Below are 22,336 nucleotides of genomic sequence, written 5' to 3'. Positions count from 1 at the left end.
TACCTTCTGAAAGGTCAGAAGAATTCAGGGAAGACAACTTTTCTTAAGATGCTTAATATGAGATTTTTTGGCAAGGACAATTGTTCCAATATAGCACTTCAAGATCTCGTCAATGAGAAGCACTCTCTGTCAGGAATTGTAGGGAAACTAGTGAATATCTCGGATGACCTTCCACGAATAAAATTAGACGATGTTGGCCAGTTCAAAGCCTTGACGGGTGGAGGTATTATCACAATCAATCGCAAGTATCACGATCCTTACTCTTATGAAAATGATACGACGTTCATCTTTGCTGCCAATGAATATCCTCCTGTAACTCAAAATGATCCCGCGTATTGGGAACGATGGTGTCTTATCGAATTCAACAAGGCATATGGAATTGATCCAATGTTTGAGGAAAGAACCTTTGACGATGATTTCATGTCTGGATTCCTTAACCTCGTGATTGAAAGAATGCAAGCGATTATGAAGTATGGGATTATTTCAGACCCTTTCATAGTTACAAGGGAGAAATGGCTTAATGACAGCGATCCATTCTACCGTTATATTCACACATGCCTTGAGAGAGATGTTGAGTCTTTTGTCGTAACTGGTGACTTGTATAACCACTACTGTAAATGCTGTAAAGATGCAAGCATTGTCCCATTATCCACGAAAGAATTTTGCAGTAGGCTCCAGACTCGTGGAGGGAAAAAGGTTCAAAGGGCTGTCGATGGTAAAACAAAGTGGGGATATCAAGGCTTTAGAATCCCAGAATCACAAGACATTATGATCAATTCTGCTTTGAAATCATAGTCGTGAATCACTACATTCACTAGGTTTTTACCATAACTATTGGAAAGTTAGAAATATATATTATATTAAAATAGTTTTATCCAAAATGTAGTGAATCCTGTGATTACCTCGTGAAGTCAGAATAACTATTTTTATTTTAGCACAGGTGGGCAAAGTGGATACTTCGCTCTCACAGGGCGACAACTAGGTATGGGTAATCATCACACCCGCGTGCTATACAAAAATGAATGGTCATGATCCTACACTAATTCCAATAGTTAAAACAGATCTGTAAGACCATCAGAGCAATTACCCAGATTTTGTTGTTATGCCGATTTCCTTCTACTAATTCAAGAGTTCCTGAAATTAGAATCGCATATGTCCAACTATCTTGGTTTGTTTGAGCACAGGTGCGTGAAATACAATGAAACTTTGTACTACAGCAAAAAGAGTTTATAAAGGCTGTATTACATTATCCTCATAACCCCAAAGGCAAAATTGGCGAAAATCATTCGAGCCTTCGACGTAAATTTAAGTCTAGCCCGCAAATAAACGGATTGATCTGATTTTTCCAATGTATCAGACCTTTGATTATAGAGATTACACTTCAATTAACAATATTTTTAAGACGTAAAACGGTGAAGCATGATCAAAATCCACTTTGTATTTCCCCGATCGATAGGTCAACAACGAATTTTTTTGTTAAAAAAGTGAATGGGATTATACTGTGGCCGATACTAGAACCACACCATATGCAGCTGTCGTGCTACCTGATTTAAGCACGTTCCCATCTTCAGAAATTTCCACTCTCAATTCAGATGCGGAATTATCTTTTTTCTGGAAGGTTGATGAGACGATATAATTGGGATTAGTCAATGTGTATGTCTGTGAACCGGCACCATCTACGGATTGCATTGCTCCTGCCTCTCCGTAAGCACCACTCCATTGTCCTTCATAATAAACTTTTATCAGAACCGTTTTTGAAGATCCTGAATTCGTTGAACTGGTAGATCCACCGTTTAACATTGCAGCAACAGCTACTACACCATAAGCCGCTGTCGTGCTCCTTGTGTTTAATACAGTTCCATCTTTAAGAATTTCGACTTTCATTTCGTCTTGGGAACCATCTTTCTTTTGGAACGCGCAGGAAACGAGATTATAAGAGGGATTCGTTAGTATGATAACCTTTGAGCCAGTTCCATCGATAGATTGTGTTGCTCCTGCATCCCCATAGGAGCCAGACCAAGCCCCGCTGTATGTTATTCGAATTTGTACTCCTGATGACGACGAGGATTGAGGAACAGAAGTTGTCGATTCACTGACGACTGTGACATGTCTCTTTGAGAGGGACTAGTTGATACCTGCCACGATCCGTCAGCATTTTTAGTCGCATCCTCTATGGTGTAAGAATCACGTGAACTATCAAAATTCACTACAGCAACAGCGAAGGTTGAAGACACATCTTTTCCTATAACATCACCATTATTAAATTCAGGTTGGGGTGAGGTTGGGGTAATTTGCGTTCCCGTATTATCATTACTTGCGCTACTTGTACAGCCTGCGAAAAGAATGCTAAAGATACAAAGAAACACTAAAACAACTACGACACTTTTCTTCATTAATACTGGATGATTATTATTTACCCTTAAACTTGGTGATTTTATTCTACTATTTTCATCATAAATCTAGTAGAGATAAATCGGCGTCTTTATACTGGTTCTCGAATCACACAACTATGGGCATAAAATGGTAAAACGCTGTAATAAATGTGGTGCTACCGTCGTTGATGATAAAGCATTATTTTGTGATAGTTGTGGTTCGAAATTCCCCCGAAGTCCTGTGTGTAATGGATGCGGAAATCCAGTAATTGATGCCCAATCCAAGTTTTGTAATATCTGTGGAACTCCTATAATCACTATTAATGGAAGAGAAAATCTCAATGTTAGATCGCAACCAACAAGACAAACCGTAACGGATGCTGTCTCCGTCAAAAAATATTCTCATATCCCATTAATTGCCGCTGAAACAAAAAAAACAGATGTTATTCATAACGATAAAATCACTTTTAACAAAACTGAACCTCTACAGGTACGAGGGAATGGTGCCACAAAACGAGTTCAAGAAACACGATGCACCTGCTCCGCTTGCGGTAATGTATGGTATTTTGGGAAACGGGAATTATTTCAAAATGCAGGAAATCTCCTATCAAATGCTACTAAAGACCTCTATGCCTGTGCTTGTTGTTTCCCGTTATTTTTTCTTAAAGGAAAAGATGTCACCGATTTAAACAAATGTCCCAATTGTGGATCAAGAGCCATTCGAAAGGAACAGATAACCCATGAAGTTCAATGAGGTTCCTTCTAACCTATGCATCAAGATGATAAAATTTCATCAAAATCATATATCGCACCATCTGAACAAGAGAGGAATACGATGTCGATTTTATCCCACTTGTTCTGAATATGGGATAATGGCAATTCAAAAGTATGGTGTATTTAAAGGTATTAGAAAAACATGGAACCGGTTAACTCGGTGCCGACCAGATAACTTTGAAAGTTGTATAGACTATCCTTAATTCCTTCCACGCGGGTTACATTTTCCCTAACAATAGTGAAAGGAAATAAGAACATGCATGTGGATGTGATGCAATCATACCATTTCTGGTTCAACATTGTTTAACCCATTAATTAGTGAGCGTTGGGAGTGTTAGAATTGATTTTAAACAATCTTCACACTGCCCCAATACTGCATATAGGATTTGTATACATTCTCTGGGAGGAATTGTTTGTAACTCGTCCATCCAACAGAACTGCATCCGTGGCTCATTATGAAGTTCTTATTTGAATCCATGAATCCCAATTCGTCACTCCTCTGCTCAAAGAATTTACGAAGATCTTTAAGTTGGAGATTGCCTTTTGTGTGAGTCAGATTAATTGGGTGCCGAGAAAACCACTGCTTCAGACCCTCATAACTAAACACACAGTCACTGGATGTCTTTCCATCAAGAACTTTGTTTAGGGAAGAAATTAATTCGGGGTGTAGTGGGACATGATGTGCTAATTTTATTTTATCCTGATCTGCGCGAACAATAAGCACGGGGGGTGTCTGATTCAATGCCTCTTGAAATTGCTCTGCTGTAATCCTACATGCAGTAATTACTCTTTGTCCAGAATAAGCAAGAAACATGATAGCACAATGGTAATTCTGTTTTGTTAGTTCAGGAAGTGATGATTTCTCTATTGCCAATAATGCATTTTTGACATCCTCTTGAGTAATGATTCTCGATGTCAAGAGTTTAATTTCACGCCGGACTTTAGGCATTTCAAAATAAACAAGGAGTGAAGATATTTGATGTTCATCTCGTGCCTGTGCCAGATTTTTTATGAAATTTCGAACATAGACAAAGTGTTTGTGACGAGTGGAATATGATGGATATTTCTTGAATAGATACTGTGCATATTCGATGAGTTTTCCTTTTTCCAATATGCCATGAGAGAATTGATAAAAATCGGTTAAGATTTTGTTTATCCAGTTGAAACTTTTTTTACTCACAGCATAACATTTCTGGCCCAAATATTGCTCAATATCGATTTTAGAGAATGCTATGACTCTTAATCCGCAGGTCAAGGGTTCAAATCCCTTCAGGCCCGTTTTCTCACCTTTTCTGATAAGTCATCAGACTTCTTCGAATCGGCAGATCCTTCCCTCCCATTCCCCGGCTTTGACCGGTTCCCGGGGGAAAATCGCTTTCTGAGCCGGTTTTCAGATCCTGAACGGTGTTCTTTGTTAAAGGGGGCAGGACAATTACCCGATCCATCCCATCTGCACCCAGCGCTGATAGTCTTCAGGGCGGAAGTCACGATTCTCCTCAACAAGGGCCCGGAAAAAATCCCGGTTGCCGGCGATCTCTTCTTCCTGTTTTGGATCGGAAAAACCGTTCGTGATCGCCCCGGCAAGATTCCTCCCGAGCGCCCGTGCAGAAGCCTCCGCTGCATCAACAGTTCCTGCATTCCCGCCCGCTGCGACACTGAGTCCCCCCACGGAAATCACGCCAAGATAGTTCTGGACATGGTTAAGGTACGCGACAACTTCGTCGCCGCCGGACGTGTGCGTGGTCGCAACCGAACAGCCGTATTTCCCGGCCAGCACCTGGTAATGGATCGCGTCAGCCAGCCGGTCGAAGAATAGTTTCATCTGGCCGGAGATATTGTCAATATAGACCGGCGATGCGAAAACGATCCCGTCCGCCTCCTTCATACGGGCAACGATGACCGGCACATCATCCTCATACACACAGATCCCGTTGAACGAGCATCCCTCACAGGCTGTGCAGGGGGTGACCCGGAAATCGCAGAGATCGATCATCTCCGTCTCTGCACCGGCTTCGGCTGCTCCTTCGAGGACGAAGGTCGCAAGTTTTCGCGTGCTGCTCCGGATTGTCCGGGGGCTCCCGTGGATGGCAAGGATCTTCATCGGTGTGCGGCTCCTGCTCAGGAGATTGGGCGGCGGAGGTTAATAGGAATTGGAAGAGAATGCGGATCAGATTCCACCGTGCCTGATAAGAAAATAGACCTGAACCGGTTCCGGTATCTGGAAGAATTGTAACGTTATTAAAAATTTCAAAGAAGTTGTAATATATTGTTTCGCTTTTTTATATTATTCATAGTTAACCGGTAAAGACTGCATCATATCTTCTGGAACGATCCGGGAACTTCACTACAGGAAATAGGAATGCTTCCCCCAGGAAGAAACTGCATTGAATACCGGCGGACTAATGGGAGGTAATGAGAAAAACCATGTCTCATAGGATCACCTTACTCATCAACTCGGATACCGGAGAATTGCAGTGTAAGATCTGTGGAACCATATTTTATTCTCCGGTAAAACCGATCATCGGTGAAGTATACTACCATACCGAGTTCAGCTGCCCGAACGGATGCAACGTCAGCCCGGATCTGGATCTCACGCACGAGTACAGATAGCGATGCCCGGAGGGGGGCAGGCACCGTCACTGCCGCTTCACGCCCCGGGGTCAGACCTCTATCAGGGCCCACATACCACCGGGTTGTGGATGACGTTTCCTTCGGCCGCATTAATCCGGGAATGTCTCACTCCACAATTTAAAATGTCTTTGACCACGGGAATATTCTTCACCCGGGGGTGTGAACGGAACTGTCCGAGCTGGTGACCGTGTCCCGTCATAACGCAGGAACACTGCTATACCACACTTACGACATGATTGTCGGACGGCAGCCGGTAATACAGAGTGATGCTCTCACAGGGAATAAGGGGAAAACCATCACTATACCGGTCACAATCGGAAAACTCCCCGTTTTCCGGTTCATTTCATTACCATTTTCCCTTGCGACCGGTACCGGTAAAAATTTCGGCCATAGCAGCGCCCGGGCGGCACCGGCCCGCCCCGATAACCTGCAAGGTTGTCATGTTTTTGCGCATTTTCAAAGCCCACGAAAGTGCACGGTTTTTTCTTCATAAAACGGGTATTTTCACAAAACAGCGATTTATAAGAGGAATTTTGCCGGGCGCTGGCACCACTTCCACTGGCGAAAATTTTCGGGTATTCCGGCTGGACAAGTCTCCGTCGGAGAACAGATCGTGAGAGAACTGAAATCTCATGGAAGGTGATCCTTGGGGGTTACCCACCCACGAAGGAAGATCACCGGGCGTGAGGGTTCGTGTAATCATCCGGCCCACTGCATCAACGCCGGCTTCCGGAGTACGAAGAACCGGAAAAAACCGGTCGGAACATTCCGTTGTCCCTGTCCGCTTCGTCAGGTTCATAACAGGGAGCGCCCAAAAGGAGGGTGATACATATGAAATTCACAGGCAGCAAGACCGAGAAGAACCTGCTCGCCGCATTTGCCGGCGAATCCCAGGCAAGGAACCGGTACAGTTTCTTTGCGAGTGCCGCAAAGAAGGAGGGGTACGAGCAGATCAGTGCGATCTTCCTGCAGACCGCAGAAGAGGAGAAGGAGCATGCAAAGATCTTCTTTAAGCAGCTCAAAGGCGGGGACGTGGAGATCACCGCTTCGTATCCCGGGGGAGTCATCGGGAGCACAAAGGAGAACCTCGCGGCCGCCGCCGCGGGAGAGATGATGGAGTGGGGCACGCTCTATCCCGGTTTTGCAGCAACTGCTGATAAAGAGGGATTCAAAGAGATCGCCACCCTCTTCCGGCAGGTCTCCCGGGTCGAGCAGCACCACGAGAGCAGGTATAAAAAACTCCTGGCCGCCGTAGAGAAGGGAAAGGTCTTCAAAACAGACATGCCGGTGACATGGTACTGCCGGAACTGCGGGTTCGTCCACGAGGGCAAGACCGCACCGTCCGCATGCCCGGTCTGCAGTCACCCGCAGGCCTATTTCGAGATTGCCGCGGAGAACTACTAAAATAACCAGTTTTATTTTTATACCTCATTCAGGGGAATGTCACATCACTGAAAGGAGCACCCGGGAGATTGCCGGCCCATAAGCCCGAATCTCCCTGCTGGCGATAACAGTCATTTTTGTAAAACAACCGAAGGGATACCGGGCCGGTAACCGTGCGGAAGATCAGGTCAGTGAACGGTATCCGCCCTGCGCAACATTCATTAGTATTTCAGGACAATTGCCTGTCACCTAGTCTTACCATTCCCTGCACAGGTCCACGACATGTACTCCCTCCTGTATGTTGACGATGAGCCGGGGCTGCTCGAGATCGGCCAGCTGTTCCTCGAGAGTACCGGAGAATTCACCGTCAGGACCGTCCAGTCGGGGGAAAAGGCGCTTGACCTGATCAGCCATACTGACTTCGATGCCGTCATCTCCGATTACCAGATGCCGGAGATGGACGGCATCGAGCTCCTGAAAACCGTCAGGAAAACCTTTGGGAATATCCCCTTCATCCTTTTCACCGGCCGGGGCCGTGAGGAGATCGTCATCGAAGCGATCAACAATGGGGTGGATTCCTACCTCCAGAAGGGAGGAGACCCGAAAGCACAGTTCGCCGAGCTGGCCCACCGGGTACGCCAGGCAATCAGAAGGCGGACGGCAGAAACCGCCCTTTCTGATTCGGAACGCCGGCTTTCAGATATTATCAACTTCCTCCCGGACGCTACCTTTGCTATCGATACGGAAGGGAATGTGATCGCATGGAACCAGGCAATCGAGGAGATGACCGGGATTCCTGCAGGCGAAATGCTCGGGAAAGGCAATTACGAGTACGCGATCCCGTTCTACGGAACACGCAGGCCGATTCTCATCGATCTCGTCTTTGAACCTGACGAGAAGATTGCGGATTATTATATCAATCTCCAGCGGGAGGGAAACGCCATATCAGCGGAAACCAGCCTGCCCCATCCAAAAGGAAAGCGGATCGATGCCCTGGGAAAGGCAAGTCCCCTGTATAACCGCGACGGGGAGATCACCGGGGCAATTGAAGCGATCCGGGATATTTCGGACAGGAAACAATCGGAGGAGGAACTCCAGGTGCAGTACAACGAACTCGTGGAGAGCGAGAAACGGATCCGGGAGAGCGAAATCCGCCTTGGTTACATGATCGGGTTCTATGAGCGTGCCCAAAAGCGCGAGAAGGAGATTCTCGATTATGCGGTCGCAGGTGCCGGGATCATCACCGGCAGCCCCCTGGGATACCTGGCATTCCTCAATGATGATGAGAGCGAACTCTCGATGTATGCATGGTCCAAGGAAGCAATGGCCGAATGTTCCATGAGGGACAAGCCTATTGTGTACAAAACGGAGAAGACCGGCCTCTGGGGCGAGGCCGTCCGACAGCGACGGCCGGTTATTACCAACAACTACGATGCGCCGGACCCAAAGAAGAAGGGATATCCCGATGGGCACCCCCGTATCATCCGGCACATGAACGTCCCGATCATGGAAGAGGGGCACATTGTACTGGTCGCCGGCGTTGCCAACAAGCCCTCCGATTACACAGACCGTGATGCCCACGAGCTTATCCTGCTGATGCAGGGGCTCTGGACAATTATCAAGCGGAAACGTGCCGAACAGACGCAACAGGAGAGCGAGGCAAAATACCGGAGCCTTGTCGAACATGCACCTGTCGGCATGCACTTCTACGATCTGATGCCCTCCGGGGCCCTTGTCTTTACCAGGGCAAACCCGGGCGCAGACCTCATACTGGGTATCGATAACAGCCGGTTTGCCGGGAAAACGATCGGGGAGGCATTCCCCGGCCTTGAAGGTACGGAGATTCCCGATCGCTACCGCGACGTGGCCGCACACGGGGGAATCTGGCAGACCGAACAGGTGGAGTATGACAACGGGAAGATACGTAGTGCGTATGCAGTTACCGCATTCCAGATCTTCACCGGTTCCATGGTCGCCATGTTCACGGATATCACCGAACGCAAGCGTACGGAGATGGAACTGCAGGCAGTGTACGAGCAGATCACTGCTTCCGAAGAGGAACTGCGGGACCAGTACAATGCGTTGTCATCGGCGCATGGGGAGATCCAGGAACGCCGGCAGCAGATGGAGGAGATTGCAGCAACAGTTCCAGGTGTTGTCTTCCAGTTCTATGCAAGGCCGGACGGCAGCATGGGGGTGTACTACGCGAGCAGCCGGGCCCTGGAAATCCTTGGGATCGATACGGATGCCGGGGAATTCTTCCCGGTGTTTGTCAGCGGCCTGCACCCGGATGATCGATCCCGGTTCATGGACTCGGTGCACAATGCGGTGAAGACGGCAGCTCCCTGGGATTTTACCGGGAGGTTCATCAAACCGTCCGGAGAGACGATCTGGTTTCATGGTACGTCAAGCCCAGTCAGGCACGGGGACGAACTTGTATACTCCGGCGTCATCAAGGATACCACCGACCAGAAACGGGCCGCCGAAGCCCTTGAAGAGAGCGAGAGACGGTACCGGTCCCTGATCGAGACAACCAACACCGGCTATGTGATCCTCGATGATGAGGGGCGGGTGCTCGAGGCAAACCCCGAGTATGTCCGTCTCACGGGTCACCGGGATTTGAGCGAGATTATTGGCCGGAGCGTTGTTGAATGGACGGCAGCATCCGAAGCTGATAAGAATGCAGCGGCAGTCCGGCAGTGCGTCCATGACGGATTCATCCGGAATTTTGAGATCGATTATACGGATGCCGCGGGTCATATTACCCCGATCGAAATCAATGCAACCGTGGTGCACGAAGAGGGGAAATGCCGGATCATCACCCTTTGCCGGGAGATATCAGACCGGCGCAAGGCAGAGACCGCGATGCGCGAGAGTGAGGAGCGGTACCGGTTGCTGGCCGAGAATTCACCCGATATGATCTACTTCATCGATGCGGATGGATTCGTCAGGTACGTCAACGAATTCGCAGCAATCAGCATGCGGGCCCGGCCGGGAGATCTTGTCGGGAAACACGTGAACGAACTGTTCAGTCCCGAAATTGCCGGGCCGCATCTTGAGGAAATCCTGAAAGTGATCGCAAACCGCCAGCCTTCCCACAGGGAGATCTTTGAGATCCTGCCTGCCGGGGGCATCTGGCTCGACGTCCATCTCTCCCCTCTGATAGATGAGACGGGGACAGTTCTCGGGGTACTCGGCCTCTCGCACGACATCTCCGAACGGAAGAATGCGGAGGAGGCGCTGGTCAGGCTCAGCCGCCTGGATCAGGAGGCACTGGACGTGGCGAAGATGGGCCACTTCGAGTTTGACGTGGCCACGCAGACGTTCATCTTCAACGACCAGTATTACCGGCTGATCGGTACGACTGCAGACAAGGCAGGCGGGTACCGCATGCCGGCAGCGCGGTTCACGGAGCAGTTCATCCATCCGGAAAACACCCACTTTGTTGAGGAGTCCATACGGGCAGGGATCGAGACTCCAGATTCACAGTTCGAGCGGAGGTTCGAATCAAGGATCATCCGGCCTGACGGTACAATCATCTGGGTGGAGGTCTGGTTCCGGATCGAGAAGGACGATGGCGGGAAGACAATCCGGTTCTACGGGGTCAACCAGGATATCACCGAACGGAAGAACGCGGAGGAAGCACTGCAAGAATCGGAGATGAAATACCGGATGCTTGTCGAGAGCAGCAACGATATCATTTACACCCTGAACGGTGATGGTGTCTTCACCTTTGTCTCCCCCAGCTGGACAACCCTCCTCGGGCATCCCACGGAAGACGTTGTCGGAAAATCCTTCCACCAGTTTGTCCATCCGCAGGACATTCCCGCCTGTGATGCGTTTTTTGCAAACGTGGTGAGGACACGGGAACGCCAGACGGGAGTTGTATACCGGGCATATCATGCCGATGGATCGATCCATATTCACACCTCGAACATTTCCCCGGTCATGGACGCTCAGGGTACGGTGGTTGCCTACATAGGGAATGCACGCGACATCACGGATATGAAACGGTCCGAGAACGCGATCCGTGAGAGCAACCGGAAGCTCAACCTCCTCAACAGCATCACCCGGCACGATCTCGCAAACCAGCTGACGGTCGTGCAGGGCTACACCCAGCTGGCGACGCTCAGGAAGCCCGACCCGATTATCGCGGAATTCATTGCAAAGATCGATCAGGCAGCAGAGATGATGGAGTGGCAGATCGAGTTTACCCGGAATTACCAGGATCTGGGGGTGCAGGCCCCGGCATGGCACAGGGTCAACGAGGTTGTGATGGCAGCAAAACCACAGAACATCGCGCTCACCTGCGCCTGCGACACCATTGAAGTGTTTGCCGACCCGATGATCGGGAAGGTCTTCTTCAACCTGTTCGACAACGCGATCCGGCACGGGGAAAAAGTCTCAGCGATCACCGTGCATTGCGGGTTGGTCTCAGAGGAACTGGTGATAACGGTCGAGGACAATGGCATAGGAATACCGCTCGATGAGAAACAGAAGATCTTCGCTAAGGGGTACGGCAAACACACGGGATTCGGCCTCTTCCTGGTACGGGAGATCCTTGCAATCACCGGCATCTTCATCCACGAAACAGGATCCCATGGCAAGGGGGCACGGTTTGAGATCGCAGTCCCGAAGGGAGCATACTGGACGGGAAAAGGGCAGTAAGGGATCGGCGGGCAGCGCACTAACCCGTGGGGGCGGATATCCGAAAAAAAGGGAGGGGATTATTTCTTCTTTCCGTGTGCCTCTTCTTTTTCATCGTGGTGGATCAGTCTGCACTTGTTGATGCATTCCCAGTTCTCAGGATGAAACTTGCCATCTGCGTCGGGCTTCATGACAGCATTATGGCGCTCCCCGCAGACCAGGCATTCCATGAGTCCGGTCTTCTCATCCACCAGTTTTGTAACGTGCTCTTTCTTGATCATGTGACCAGTTTTGAGTGGCAGGAGTTAATAAAAGAATGGAATGTGCCGTGAACCCGGTGCCACAGTGAGATAAGAGGGTGTTCGACCCGGTCATGGTGACCCGTGCAGGTTTGAAAAATCCGGGTCGCCCTGCCGGTACCGGGCTGCGGTACAGGGCGGATAACGCAGGATCAACGCAGCAGGGATAAGAACGAAACCGGGTAGGGCAATAATAACCGGGAGAGAAAACGGGTGCAGGATTTTACACGAACCGGTACCCGCTCAACACCAGCCACGCGAGCCCGAGCAGGACCAGCGCAACGATGCCGGCCATGATCTTCAGCCAGGGCAGTCCTTTCGCGCTTTTTTTCTTTGTATTCCTGCGCTGGTCCGGCAGGTACCCGCCCCCGGTCACGGTCACGCCGCCACCCTTGCCATAGTTCAGGCTGACTGAGGGGCGCGGCTTTGCGTTCCAGCTCCCGATGTTGACGCAGTTGTGATTGGGCGGGAGCCGGTGCTCCTCGCAGAATTTTCCCCCGCAGTGCTGGCAGGTGAACGGCAACACCGTCTCCTTGCCGCAATGATCGCAACGGCTCATTATTTTTTAATTGAGCCGTCCGGGCATAAAGCGTTCTGCTTCCCGAAAGGTCCTATTGTGTGTTTAAACAACGAATCAAATCAGGAATTTATTTTATTTTCCCGGGAAAGGACGTGGTGCATCAGCACCCTTATCAGATCCTGAGGTGAGGTTGTTGGGATGGATATCGCACAGGCCATACGGGAGATCGAGTCACAGGTAGGCCGGATCTCGCCCGTGCAGAAATTTCTTCTGGGTACGGACGGATCGGTCACCCAGCTGCTCGAATCGGTCACCGGAAAAAAAGTGGTCATCAGGACCCTTGTCCAGAAAGTCGTACCTGCGGACCGGGAAACCGCGGACAACCTGAGTATAGCCGAGGGCGAACCGGTCAACTACCGGATCGTGGAGATCCGGACCGGTGATACCGGAGACGTATTGATCTATGCAATATCCCACACGCCGCTCTCACGCCTTTCGCCGGAGTTCCGGGACGACCTGATGAAGGCCGACATCCCCATCGGCAGGATCATCCAGCAGCACCATATCGAGGCGCGGCGGCAGATCCTCAACGCCCGGGTCCTGCCGGCAACGGATGAGACCGGACGGATCTTCTCGATCTCAAGGAATGAACCGGTACTCAGCCGGCAGTACCAGATCATCCACTCCGGCAAACCACTTATTTTTATCGAGGAGCAGTTCCCATACAACCGCTTCCTCGATACCCGCAGGGTTATTGTCAGTACCCCCTCGCGGATCCATGTAACACTCATCGATATGCACGGCGGATCGGGCAGGGTCGACGGTGGCATTGGCATCACCCTTGACGAGCCCGGCATCCTGCTGGAAGCGGAGCTGAGCCCGGTCCTGCAGGTCAGCGGCGGGGATGCGGCAACCCGCGAGCGGATCAGGCAGCTGGCTGCGGGCGTACTGCATAAGCTCGGCGCCGGCGGGAGCGTGGCGATCACGGTCCGGAGCCGGTACCCCGCCCATGTGGGTCTCGGCAGCGGGTCCCAGCTCTCACTTGCCGTGGCCCGGGCAATCAGTGAGCTGCACGGGCGCCACCTCCCGGTCAGGGAGCTGGCCCGGCTCGTGGGCCGGGGCGGGACATCCGGCATCGGCACGGCCGCCTTTGAGTACGGCGGGTTCATCATCGATGGCGGGCACCGGTTCGGGGAGGGCGGGGAGAAAACAGATTTCCGCCCGTCGTCCGCATCGCGTGGCGTCAGTCCGCCACCGGTGATCTCCCGCCACGATTTCCCGGCAGACTGGCGCATCCTGATTGCCATCCCTGATCTGCCACCGGGCGCAAGCGGGGGTATCGAAACCGACATCTTCCGGAACTACTGCCCGGTCCCGCTTTCCGAGGTACGGGAGCTCTGCCACGAAATCCTGATGCGGATGCTGCCGGGGATTGCCAGCCATGATCTCAACCTGTTCGGCTCATCGGTAAATGCAGTGCAGGGCCTCGGATTCAAGAAAGTGGAGCTGGGTCTCCAGCCGCCGCAGGTGATCGGCCTGCTCGATGTGCTGAGGGGAGCCGGCGCGGCGGGAGCGGGACTGAGCTCGTTTGGTCCGACCGTGTATGCGGTCGGGGATACGGGCATGACCGGTATAGAGCAGGCAGCACAGGAGTTCATGCAGAAGACCGGAGGGGGAACCACCATCCTCACCGGGGCACGGAACAGCGGAGCCCGGGTAAGAACTGAATGAATCGCATAATGCCTGTTTAACATTGGATCTTTCTGAGGGGTAGTCTGGTACAAAGCCCGGTGTAGTACCGGTTGCAGGGGGGCAGGGAATGTCCGGGATCCAATCCATTATTTCTGCCGGCACCGACCTGTATGCATGGGGCAGTACGTGCGGGGTGATGTGATTCTCATCTCGTTGTCCATAGATGAAAAAAGCCCGGCAAAAATCCGGCCAGCGATCGTGGTACTGGCGGGTGCTGACGGCGAGGTCCGGGTCTGCCCGGTGAGCAGCAAGCCACCGACCGATGCCCCGTGTATCCCGATCTCACTCGATGATTTTTCTGAGGGGGGACTGGACCTGTTCGGGGAGAGTTACGTGATGTTCTCCCGGGTCAGGACGCTGCGCAGCAGGGACGTAATCGGGAAAAAAGGGCATCTCACGCAGGAATCCCTTGCGGAGATTGCAGCGGGTATACCGGATCCCGTTTCAACAACACTCTCCCGGAAAAACGCCCGGACACATAAAACGCGATCCGGCGGATAATTTAAGAGAGTATCCGGTACGCGGATGGGGGGATCACGATCTCGAACCGTGCTCCCCGGCCGGGTTCACCGGTCTCGCGGATCGAGATCCCGGTAATCGAGAGGATCTCCCGGGACAGGTACAGCCCAAAGCCGGTATTCTTGAAGTATTCCCGCTTGAAGATCTGCTCCTTGACACCTGCCGGCACTCCCACCCCGTTATCTTCGCAGATAAGGGCGCACCGGCCCGGCTCGTTTGCAAGACTGAAGCGTATGGTGGTCAGGGTCTCACCGTGCCGGACCGCATTTTCCACAAGATTGTAGAATACCCGCTGCAGCAGGGGATCGGCAAATATTTCGATCTGCGGGAGATCGATCTCCAGCGTTACCTGCTTTAAGTCAAGGGCATCAACTGCCTCCCGGATCGTGCACGGCAGGTTCTGCCATGCGGGCGATTTCACCCCGATATCCTGGTAGGACCGGGTGAACTCGATCTGGTTCCCGATATTTTCCGCTGCCTGCTCCTCCTTCCGGATGTATTCGATAAATTCCGGCTCCTTTGCACATTCTTTCGAGAGCTCGAGGTATGCCCGCAGTCCCATGAGCTGGTTGAGGATGTCGTGCCGGGTGATCGAGTTGAGCAGGTTCAGTTTCTTGTTGGCCTGGAAGAGCACCTCCTCCATGCGCTTGGCCTCTGTTATGTCCCTTGCTATGGAGGAGGCCCCGGCAACCCGCCCATATACATCCCGGATCGGGGAGACGGTCAGGGAAATATCGAGGATCCTGCCGTCTTTTGTCTTCCTCCGGGTCTGGTAATGGCTGATGGACTCCCCGTTCCTGACCCGGGACAGGACCTCTGTGAGGTCGTCGCTGCGATCGGGCGGGAGGAGGGTGGACAAGGATTTTCCTAAAACTTCCTCAGCTGCATACCCGTAAAGCCGTTCGGCGCCGGGATTCCAGCTTGTGAGGATCCCGTCGAGCGTCTCCCCCACGATTGCGTCATCGGAAGATTCCACAATAGCTGCAAGCCGCAGGGCCTGTTCCTCAGCCTTCCTGCGCTCTTCGAGCTCGCGCTCCGCCACATTTTTCATATCGCGGAATGCCCTGACCTGCCGGGAGAGATCCGTAATATCCTCGATCACGATCATCGCGAGGAAACTCTCTCCCGATATGACCGGCACAACCGTGGTGCTCTGGACCCGGAGCTCCCCGGTCTGGAGGGCTGCCGGTATGAAATGCGGGTGGAACCGGGAAGAGAAGATCACGGCCGGGCCACCGGAGAAGACTTGCGCGATCCGGGTCAGGTACAGCGGTTTGTCCAGGTGGGGGAACCGTTCCAGAAGGTTCATCCCCACAATGGATTTCTTCGGGATGCCGGTCCAGTCAGCGATACAGTCGTTCCAGGAGAGGATCGTATAATCCTGCTGGATTACGATGATCCCGACCGGCAGCATGTCGTACGGGGTCCAGTCCTCGCCAAACATCACCCGTTCGGGCATCATTTCTCCATTAATGATCCATGCCATGGATACTGGCAAGCAGGGCATCCATGGATCCCAGTTCAAGGATCAGCAGGATGTTGCCGTCAATCGGCGTATCTTCAATCCGGAAATGTGCGTTTGCGATCACGAGCCGGTCGTCAACCCGGGCATGGATGGACCCGGCCAGTGCAGTGATGCCAAGCTCCTGGTAGGTAGGCAGCGAGTAGTTGAGATGTTGTGAAAGGACGTTTGCAATCGACCCCATCACGGCATTGATAATGATATTGCCCACTTCCTTGAGAGTCTCGATCCGGATCGCATCCATCTCCCCGGATTCTTCGGTCTCTTCAGTCATCAGCATCACCAGGTGGGCGGCACTCTCCGGGGGAAAGACGAGAGCGGCAAGGCCCGACATCGGGCCGCGGAAATTGAGGGATACCGTGGATAATACCGGATCGTTTTCCCTGCCGTTTCTCTCAGAAAGGTGTGCAAATTCCACGATCTGTATCGAGGGGACCTTCAGGGAGATGGCGCAACCGGTGATGTCATTGAGCATCCCGGCAGCCCGGCCCACGCCGATATTGATCAGCTCCCGGATCGCATCGACATCGTCGGCAGTCGGCTCCATCAGGGCCGCTCTCCCGACAGAACGCGGGTTATCGCTGGGAGGAGAACTTCTTTTTTCACGGGCTTGTTCACCAGTCCCGCCGCACCCAGGTTGTAGCACTGCTCACGAGTTGTATCCTGGATATCTGAGGTCAGCACGAGGACGGGTATCCCGAGATCCTGTGCCCTGGCCTCTTTGAGCAGGTAAAAACCATCATACTCCGGCATAAGGAGATCCGTAATGATGAGGGAGGGGGCATCTTTCTGTGCGAGTTCAATACCGTCCCTGCCATTATCCGCAACCGACACATCATATCCTGCATCTTTCAGGATCCCGGTAACAATCCTGCGCTGGAATGATGAGTCGTCTATAATAAGAATCCTGGTCATATCATCTATGTCCCGCCGGCAGCCTGCTCTGCCTGCCGCTATAAACTCTTTGGATTTATGTCAGTACGGGTAAAAAAAGTATTGTATCAACCGGATTTACATTCAAAGGGCATTTCTGTATACTGGTGAGATCGTAGGATTAACCGGACCTGCATGGAGCGGCCGTGACAATAGAGGGGAAAAATGAGAAAACTGGCGGCACAGGAAGAGTGTGCTCATTTCCCGATCTTGAGGAGCATCTCTTCCAGGGACGGGTAACGGGACTCGATCTTCTCCACCCTGCCACCGGCCCCGGTGATGGCAGCGGTGCTCTCGTTGAGTTCCTTTATGTCCTCTGCGTCGCAGATAAAGAGCCCCTCCTCCTGCCGGTACGTCCTTGAATGTCCGATCAGTTTTCCCGGGTCATCAATCGAGAAGAAGATCGTGTATGTGAGCGAGCCGAACTGGTCACGGAGTTCGTGCATGGTGCCGAATGCAACCATTTTACCGCGCCTGAGGATCATCACCTTGTCGCAGATCGCCTCTACCTGGTAGAGGTTGTGCGCAGAGAGCACGATCGTCTTGCCATCCTGCCTGAGCCTGCGCAGGTAATCCGCGATGAACCGCGAGGTCATCGGGTCGAGTCCGCTCGTTGCCTCATCATAGACAAGGAATCCCGGATCATGGATCAGCGACCGGGCGATCGCCGTCTTCCGCTTCATGCCCTTACTGAACTCCCCGATCTTCTTGCCGTCCGGTTCGAGGGAGAGGGCCGCGAAGAGCTGGTTTGAGCGGACCCGGATCTCCTGCGGGGAGAGCCCGTAGATTTCTCCGAAAAACGCGAGGTAGTTCTCAGCGGTCATCGTCTCATAGAGACGGGATTCTTCCGGGAGGTACCCGAGATTCTCCTTGAGCGAAAGCGGATTTTTGACTACGTCGATATCGTTGATGAAAAGCTCCCCGGCAGTCGGGGCGATGAGACCGGAGATGATCTTGAGGAGCGTGGTCTTTCCCGCACCGTTGTGGCCGATGATCCCGAAGATCTCACCGTCATCGAACTCGAAACTGACACCATCGAGTGCCAGAAAACCATCGAAGTCCTTTGCCAGGCTGCGGGCCGTGATCATGGAGGAATACCTTCTTTAGTCAGACTTGTTTCGGGGTGCAGATATAAGTTGGGATAGGGAGTATTCTGGGGTCTGCCGGGTATACCGATGAGTATTTTACGGATACCCCATACTACTCTGTACTCAGGAGTATTCCGGGTTCCGGGCTGCTGCATCCGGCGCCGGCATGGAGGGGAAGGATCCAACCGGACTTAATCTGCGGACGAACACATGGGAACGCTTGCCGATATCCGGACCATCGCGCGATGGGAGGTAAAAAAGTCCCTCACCATGATGAGACGGGACATGCTGCCGCTCGCCATCGTCCTCTTTATCCTGCTCGTGGCAGTCACCGGGTTTTCCGCCCGGAGCGGGCTGCACCTGCAGGACGGCATGTACCGGGTCGGGACCGATGACCCGCAGATGGCCCAGCTGCTGGCAGGGGATGCCCGGTTCACGGTCTACCAGCTCGACGCGTCCACCCTGTCTGCAAACCGGGATGCCTTTGATCTCGTGGTCACCGGGGGGGTTGCATATCCCGGTATGAGCGGCAGAGCCGTTGCCGCTGATAAAGCCCTTGAGAGGGACTATGCAAAATATGTCAACAGCATCTACAACAACGAGACGGACCTCTTCGCCGCGTACCCGCTCTGGATCGATACGCAGTCCGTAACAAGCGAGCTCACTTTCCTTTCGACCCAGAGCGGCCAGTACGTCAGCGCAGCCCCGAACCGGGGCCCGCCGGTGCCGCAGGGAGTAGTGAAGGAGATCCCGACACCGTCCCCGACCCTTGCCGTCTCCGAGGATGAACTCCGGACGGAGCTGGTCCAGTCCAATGCACAGAACACCCAGATCTCGCGGTACACGGACGTCCTCTCTGCCAGCAGCAGCACGATGGGGAACTTCAAGACACCCTCCCAGCTCTCGCCACCCCTTCCCTTTGACTCGATCATCCTCGTCTTCGTCTTCATTTTCCCGCTCTACTTCACCTCCCAGTTCTTCATGATGAGCATCATGAACGAACGGATCGAGCGCAAAGGCGAGGTCCTCCTCTCGACCCCCGTAAAAGCCTCGTCCATCATCATCGGCAAGATGCTGCCGTACTTCTTTGGCATGCTCGCGATCTGTACCGGGCTGACGCTCTACCTCAAAGCCCCGCTGATCATCATCCTTCCCCTCATCCCGGTCATCGTATTCTTCCTCGCGAACGCGCTTCTCATCGGCATGCTCTCCCGGAGCTTCAAAGAGCTCTCGTTCATCTCTATCTTCTTCTCGACCGTGGCAACCTCGTACCTCTTCTTCCCGAGCATCTTTGCCAACGTCCACGTGATCAGCCTCATCTCGCCTCTGACCCTGATCGTCCTCACCATGCAGGGAACTGCCTGGACCCTGACCGATTACCTGTACTCAACCTCGCTCTTCTGGCTGACCGGCGCGGTCCTCTTCTACATAGCGGCGAAGAACTTCAAGGAGGAGCGCCTCTTCTCTGAGAAGAACCTGGTCACCCGCATGCGGGAGTTCCTCTCGGAGATCCTCCCCCGGAACCACCTGTTCCTTGCACTCTTCCTGCTCGCAGGGTGTTCCATCCCGTTCGTCTTCATGATCCAGATGATGTGCCTCGTGCTCTTTTTCAACCTCCCCATGCCGTACTCGCTCATCGGCCTCCTCCTTCTCGCGGCACTGATAGAGGAGATAGCAAAAGGTATTGGGATCTACACGATCTTTGTCCGCGACCCGTCTTTCCTCTCCGGCAGGAACCTGGTCTTTGCCTGCGGGGCAACTGCACTCGGGTTCCTTGTGGGAGAGAAACTGCTCCTCTTTGTCACCCTGGCCCAGATCTCGGACTCGGTCTTTGGCAGCATTCTCTTCCTCTCGCTCGGATCGCTCTGGCTTCCACTTCTCCTCCATTTTGCCGGTGTGCTCATCGTGGCACTCTGCCTGAAGAGATGGGGGAGATCGGGGTTTGCTCCCGGCCTTGCCATCGCGATGGTAGTGCACTGTCTCTATAACCTCTATTTCATCCTGGGGTGGATCGGATGAAAGCCCGCCACCTCACCATCATCGCGAAAAAAGAATTCCGGGGCCTTTTCTCTGAGCGGACGATCCTGCTTGCCGTGCTCCTCCAGCTCTTCATTGCCCTCTTCTCCTCATTCCTCATGGTCGGGCTCACCTCGATGTATGATCCCTCTTCCCTCTCCCAGTACTCGCACTTCCGGTACAGTGTCGGGTATGCGGGCAATGATTCGGAGATGCTCAATTACCTTCATGACAGCCCTGATTTCCGGGTATTCAAAATGAACCTTTCGACAGCAGTCGCTGCACTGGGGGAACGCAAACTTGCTGCTGTGATCTACGTGCCGGATACAGCACCTGATGCCCAGGAGCCGGTCAAGATCACGCTCTATACACTGGAGAACGATCTCCAGAGCGCCATCGTTGATGTCAAGCTCAAGGATATTTTCCTGCACTATGAATCGGATCTGCGGCAGGTCAGGGCCGGCAGGATCAGCGAGCAGCCCATACCCCTCCAGCTCCCCCCGGAGAAAAGCGGAGGGGATTTCTATGAATTCGTGTACGGGCTGCTGATCCCGCTGCTCGTTTTCATGCCGGCCATCATCTCGTCGGCGCTCATCATCGACCTGATCACGGAAGAGTACCAGCATGATACGCTGGAGACCCTGATCTCGACACCAGTCACGTTCTCCGAGATGGTTTGGGGGAAGGTGCTTGCCTGCGAAATCCTAATCCCGATCCAGGCCGGGGCATGGCTGGTCCTCCTGATGATCAACGGTATCGCGATCGAGAATGCTCCCCTGATCCTGTTACAGGTCGCGGTCAGTTCCCTCATCCTGATCCTGCTGGGGACCCTGACCGCGCTGCACTACCGGGAGCGGACTGCTGCACAGTTCATCTTCTCCACCGCGCTCGTGGTCTTGATCCTGTTTGCCCTCTCCCTACCGGCAAACCCGATGAACCTCCTGACCCGGCTTGCTGTGGGAACCGCCGGCCCGGAGCAGTGGATTGTCCTTGCCACGACACTCGCGATCATCGCAGTGCTGGCATATGCAACGCAGAGGTATGCAGAAAGAATCAGTCGCCTGAGTCATTCAGGGTAAGAAAGATCCCTCAAAACGAGGCTCAGGTCCGGTCCGCCTTTCAGGAGGGGACAGATTAAAAAAGGAGAGAATAATTCAGAGGGTATTCGTGATCATCGGCTGGTCGAGCACCTTGTAGGTCCTGCCAGCACTGGTAACGAAGACTTCGACCCGGTCATTGCCCCGCGTGCCCTGCATGATCAGTTCATCTCCACGACGGGGGCGTCTCGTGCCGTCATTCATGTACTGCTGGACGACCGTACCGTCTGAGAGGGTCGCTTTCATGAGGATATACTGGACAAAAGCCTCGCCCTTTCCACCATTATAGAGCAGGTGGAGGGTGTAATCAGGCCGCTCCTTGTTCAGCTGGAGATCGACAGCCTGCTCCGGGGGCAGGGTCTCTATGGCGACCGGGGTCGCAACGACCGTTGACAGAGTTGTCGGGGAGGTGACCGGGACAGGGGCAGCAGTCGTCCCGACCGGGGGAAGCCCGGCCTGGGTTGGGCTTGTGCAGCCGGCAAAGAGCGCACACGCCCCGAGGAGAAGGAGGATCGTAAGGATCACGATGTATTTCATGCAGAATTCTTTTAAATTATTGATATTACTGATTTGTGCTGTTATACTGCTGCCTCAAATCTCCTGCCGGCACGATACCGGTTTGGAGTGCGAACGCACTAAATGGCAAAAATACGTGAAAATCCCGGGAAAGAACAGTTAAATTAAAAAGGACACCCGGATTAACTTTACATATCAGGAGTTCAACGAATGTTCTGTCCTAAATGTGGAAAAGAGACTGATGCCTCCGGAAAATTCTGCCAGTGG

General features: G+C 52.9%; 21 protein-coding genes. 10 read left to right on the top strand and 11 right to left on the bottom strand.

Annotated elements, in window-relative coordinates; genetic code table 11:
- Positions 1-795: DNA primase family protein (locus ABSE13_RS12175; RefSeq protein ID WP_424028784.1), on the top strand; the 795-nt coding region annotated here is incomplete at its 5' end.
- Between the two features lie 699 nt (positions 796-1,494).
- Here the strand turns inward: ABSE13_RS12175 and ABSE13_RS12170 are convergent.
- Complete coding sequence (locus ABSE13_RS12170) at positions 1,495-1,884, bottom strand: hypothetical protein (RefSeq protein ID WP_424028783.1); 390 nt, start codon at positions 1,882-1,884, stop codon at positions 1,495-1,497.
- 149 nt (positions 1,885-2,033) lie between these two features.
- Entirely contained in the window at positions 2,034-2,393 is a 360-nt protein-coding gene (locus ABSE13_RS12165; RefSeq protein WP_424028782.1) for a hypothetical protein, read from the bottom strand.
- 127 nt (positions 2,394-2,520) lie between these two features.
- Here ABSE13_RS12165 and ABSE13_RS12160 point away from each other — a divergent pair, with 127 nt between their 5' ends.
- Both ABSE13_RS12160 and yidD read left to right on the top strand, forming a co-directional pair.
- Positions 2,521-3,126, top strand: a complete 606-nt coding sequence (locus ABSE13_RS12160) for a double zinc ribbon domain-containing protein (RefSeq protein WP_424028781.1) — start codon at positions 2,521-2,523, stop codon at positions 3,124-3,126.
- On the top strand, positions 3,113-3,349 hold the full coding sequence (yidD, locus tag ABSE13_RS12155; protein ID WP_424028780.1) for a membrane protein insertion efficiency factor YidD: 237 nt from the start codon (positions 3,113-3,115) through the stop codon (positions 3,347-3,349). Before ABSE13_RS12160 ends, yidD begins: the two co-directional genes overlap by 14 nt.
- 143 nt (positions 3,350-3,492) lie before the next feature.
- Here the strand turns inward: yidD and ABSE13_RS12150 are convergent, their stop codons facing one another.
- The gene (locus ABSE13_RS12150) at positions 3,493-4,401 is read right to left on the bottom strand and encodes a hypothetical protein (RefSeq protein WP_424028779.1); all 909 of its coding nucleotides are present in this window, start codon (positions 4,399-4,401) and stop codon (positions 3,493-3,495) included.
- A 177-nt stretch (positions 4,402-4,578) separates the two neighbouring features.
- Complete coding sequence (locus ABSE13_RS12145; RefSeq protein ID WP_424028778.1) at positions 4,579-5,247, bottom strand: flavodoxin family protein; 669 nt, start codon at positions 5,245-5,247, stop codon at positions 4,579-4,581.
- A 1,361-nt stretch (positions 5,248-6,608) separates the two neighbouring features.
- Between ABSE13_RS12145 and rbr the strand changes: the two genes are divergently transcribed.
- Positions 6,609-7,181: a rubrerythrin gene (rbr, locus tag ABSE13_RS12140; RefSeq protein ID WP_424028777.1), complete on the top strand. Its 573-nt coding sequence runs from the start codon at positions 6,609-6,611 to the stop codon at positions 7,179-7,181.
- A 261-nt stretch (positions 7,182-7,442) separates the two neighbouring features.
- Positions 7,443-11,828 (top strand): PAS domain S-box protein, encoded by a 4,386-nt coding sequence (locus ABSE13_RS12135; protein ID WP_424028776.1) that lies wholly within the window; start codon positions 7,443-7,445, stop codon positions 11,826-11,828.
- Positions 11,829-11,887: 59 nt separating this feature from the next.
- Here the strand turns inward: ABSE13_RS12135 and ABSE13_RS12130 are convergent, their stop codons facing one another.
- Positions 11,888-12,088, bottom strand: a complete 201-nt coding sequence (locus ABSE13_RS12130) for a hypothetical protein (RefSeq protein WP_424028775.1) — start codon at positions 12,086-12,088, stop codon at positions 11,888-11,890.
- A gap of 241 nt (positions 12,089-12,329) precedes the next feature.
- Entirely contained in the window at positions 12,330-12,665 is a 336-nt protein-coding gene (locus ABSE13_RS12125) for an AN1-type zinc finger domain-containing protein (protein ID WP_424028774.1), read from the bottom strand.
- A gap of 159 nt (positions 12,666-12,824) precedes the next feature.
- On the opposite strand from ABSE13_RS12125, the gene ABSE13_RS12120 reads away from it, so the two are divergent.
- Both ABSE13_RS12120 and ABSE13_RS12115 read left to right on the top strand, forming a co-directional pair.
- Positions 12,825-14,357 (top strand): beta-ribofuranosylaminobenzene 5'-phosphate synthase, encoded by a 1,533-nt coding sequence (locus ABSE13_RS12120; protein ID WP_424028773.1) that lies wholly within the window; start codon positions 12,825-12,827, stop codon positions 14,355-14,357.
- Between the two features lie 135 nt (positions 14,358-14,492).
- On the top strand, positions 14,493-14,879 hold the full coding sequence (locus ABSE13_RS12115) for a type II toxin-antitoxin system PemK/MazF family toxin (RefSeq protein ID WP_424028772.1): 387 nt from the start codon (positions 14,493-14,495) through the stop codon (positions 14,877-14,879).
- 1 nt (position 14,880) lies between these two features.
- Here ABSE13_RS12115 and ABSE13_RS12110 read toward each other — a convergent pair whose 3' ends face one another.
- The 4 genes from ABSE13_RS12110 to ABSE13_RS12095 form a co-directional block, all read right to left on the bottom strand.
- Positions 14,881-16,359, bottom strand: a complete 1,479-nt coding sequence (locus ABSE13_RS12110) for a PAS domain-containing protein (protein WP_424028771.1) — start codon at positions 16,357-16,359, stop codon at positions 14,881-14,883.
- A 7-nt stretch (positions 16,360-16,366) separates the two neighbouring features.
- Positions 16,367-16,966 carry a chemotaxis protein CheX gene (locus tag ABSE13_RS12105; protein WP_424028770.1) on the bottom strand — a complete coding sequence of 200 codons (600 nt, stop codon included), beginning with the start codon at positions 16,964-16,966 and terminating at the stop codon, positions 16,367-16,369.
- Positions 16,966-17,334: a response regulator gene (locus ABSE13_RS12100; RefSeq protein ID WP_424028769.1), complete on the bottom strand. Its 369-nt coding sequence runs from the start codon at positions 17,332-17,334 to the stop codon at positions 16,966-16,968. The genes ABSE13_RS12105 and ABSE13_RS12100 overlap by 1 nt, the downstream gene beginning before the upstream one ends.
- 215 nt (positions 17,335-17,549) lie before the next feature.
- Entirely contained in the window at positions 17,550-18,440 is an 891-nt protein-coding gene (locus ABSE13_RS12095; RefSeq protein WP_424028768.1) for an ABC transporter ATP-binding protein, read from the bottom strand.
- 210 nt (positions 18,441-18,650) lie between these two features.
- On the opposite strand from ABSE13_RS12095, the gene ABSE13_RS12090 reads away from it, so the two are divergent.
- Together ABSE13_RS12090 and ABSE13_RS12085 are read left to right on the top strand one after the other, a co-directional pair.
- Positions 18,651-20,459 (top strand): ABC transporter permease, encoded by a 1,809-nt coding sequence (locus ABSE13_RS12090; RefSeq protein WP_424028767.1) that lies wholly within the window; start codon positions 18,651-18,653, stop codon positions 20,457-20,459.
- On the top strand, positions 20,456-21,535 hold the full coding sequence (locus tag ABSE13_RS12085) for an ABC transporter permease (protein WP_424028766.1): 1,080 nt from the start codon (positions 20,456-20,458) through the stop codon (positions 21,533-21,535). Before ABSE13_RS12090 ends, ABSE13_RS12085 begins: the two co-directional genes overlap by 4 nt.
- A gap of 75 nt (positions 21,536-21,610) precedes the next feature.
- Here ABSE13_RS12085 and ABSE13_RS12080 read toward each other — a convergent pair whose 3' ends face one another.
- Positions 21,611-22,090 (bottom strand): hypothetical protein, encoded by a 480-nt coding sequence (locus tag ABSE13_RS12080; RefSeq protein ID WP_424028765.1) that lies wholly within the window; start codon positions 22,088-22,090, stop codon positions 21,611-21,613.
- Between the two features lie 189 nt (positions 22,091-22,279).
- Between ABSE13_RS12080 and ABSE13_RS12075 the strand changes: the two genes are divergently transcribed.
- A partial coding sequence (locus tag ABSE13_RS12075; RefSeq protein WP_424028785.1) for a DUF7575 domain-containing protein occupies positions 22,280-22,336 on the top strand: 57 nt, incomplete at its 3' end.

The sequence above is a fragment of the Methanoregula sp. genome, from assembly GCF_049518935.1.
In the GTDB taxonomy this organism is placed as follows: Archaea; Halobacteriota; Methanomicrobia; order Methanomicrobiales; family Methanospirillaceae; genus Methanoregula.
The sequence above is the reverse complement of the archived record's forward strand: the minus strand, read 5'-3'. Positions and strand labels throughout refer to the sequence as shown.

Bases quoted from the DNA above. Each gene is read 5' to 3' on its own strand.
- ABSE13_RS12170 (WP_424028783.1), bottom strand. From the start codon at position 1,884: ATGAAAGTCGAAATTCTTAAAGATGGAACTGTATTAAACACAAGGAGC.
- ABSE13_RS12165 (WP_424028782.1), bottom strand. From the start codon at position 2,393: ATGAAGAAAAGTGTCGTAGTTGTTTTAGTGTTTCTTTGTATCTTTAGC.
- ABSE13_RS12160 (WP_424028781.1), top strand. From the start codon at position 2,521: ATGGTAAAACGCTGTAATAAATGTGGTGCTACCGTCGTTGATGATAAA.
- yidD (WP_424028780.1), top strand. From the start codon at position 3,113: ATGAAGTTCAATGAGGTTCCTTCTAACCTATGCATCAAGATGATAAAA.
- ABSE13_RS12145 (WP_424028778.1), bottom strand. From the start codon at position 5,247: ATGAAGATCCTTGCCATCCACGGGAGCCCCCGGACAATCCGGAGCAGC.
- rbr (WP_424028777.1), top strand. From the start codon at position 6,609: ATGAAATTCACAGGCAGCAAGACCGAGAAGAACCTGCTCGCCGCATTT.
- ABSE13_RS12135 (WP_424028776.1), top strand. From the start codon at position 7,443: ATGTACTCCCTCCTGTATGTTGACGATGAGCCGGGGCTGCTCGAGATC.
- ABSE13_RS12130 (WP_424028775.1), bottom strand. From the start codon at position 12,088: ATGATCAAGAAAGAGCACGTTACAAAACTGGTGGATGAGAAGACCGGA.
- ABSE13_RS12125 (WP_424028774.1), bottom strand. From the start codon at position 12,665: ATGAGCCGTTGCGATCATTGCGGCAAGGAGACGGTGTTGCCGTTCACC.
- ABSE13_RS12120 (WP_424028773.1), top strand. From the start codon at position 12,825: ATGGATATCGCACAGGCCATACGGGAGATCGAGTCACAGGTAGGCCGG.
- ABSE13_RS12115 (WP_424028772.1), top strand. From the start codon at position 14,493: ATGGGGCAGTACGTGCGGGGTGATGTGATTCTCATCTCGTTGTCCATA.
- ABSE13_RS12110 (WP_424028771.1), bottom strand. From the start codon at position 16,359: ATGATGCCCGAACGGGTGATGTTTGGCGAGGACTGGACCCCGTACGAC.
- ABSE13_RS12105 (WP_424028770.1), bottom strand. From the start codon at position 16,966: ATGGAGCCGACTGCCGACGATGTCGATGCGATCCGGGAGCTGATCAAT.
- ABSE13_RS12100 (WP_424028769.1), bottom strand. From the start codon at position 17,334: ATGACCAGGATTCTTATTATAGACGACTCATCATTCCAGCGCAGGATT.
- ABSE13_RS12095 (WP_424028768.1), bottom strand. From the start codon at position 18,440: ATGATCACGGCCCGCAGCCTGGCAAAGGACTTCGATGGTTTTCTGGCA.
- ABSE13_RS12090 (WP_424028767.1), top strand. From the start codon at position 18,651: ATGGGAACGCTTGCCGATATCCGGACCATCGCGCGATGGGAGGTAAAA.
- ABSE13_RS12085 (WP_424028766.1), top strand. From the start codon at position 20,456: ATGAAAGCCCGCCACCTCACCATCATCGCGAAAAAAGAATTCCGGGGC.
- ABSE13_RS12080 (WP_424028765.1), bottom strand. From the start codon at position 22,090: ATGAAATACATCGTGATCCTTACGATCCTCCTTCTCCTCGGGGCGTGT.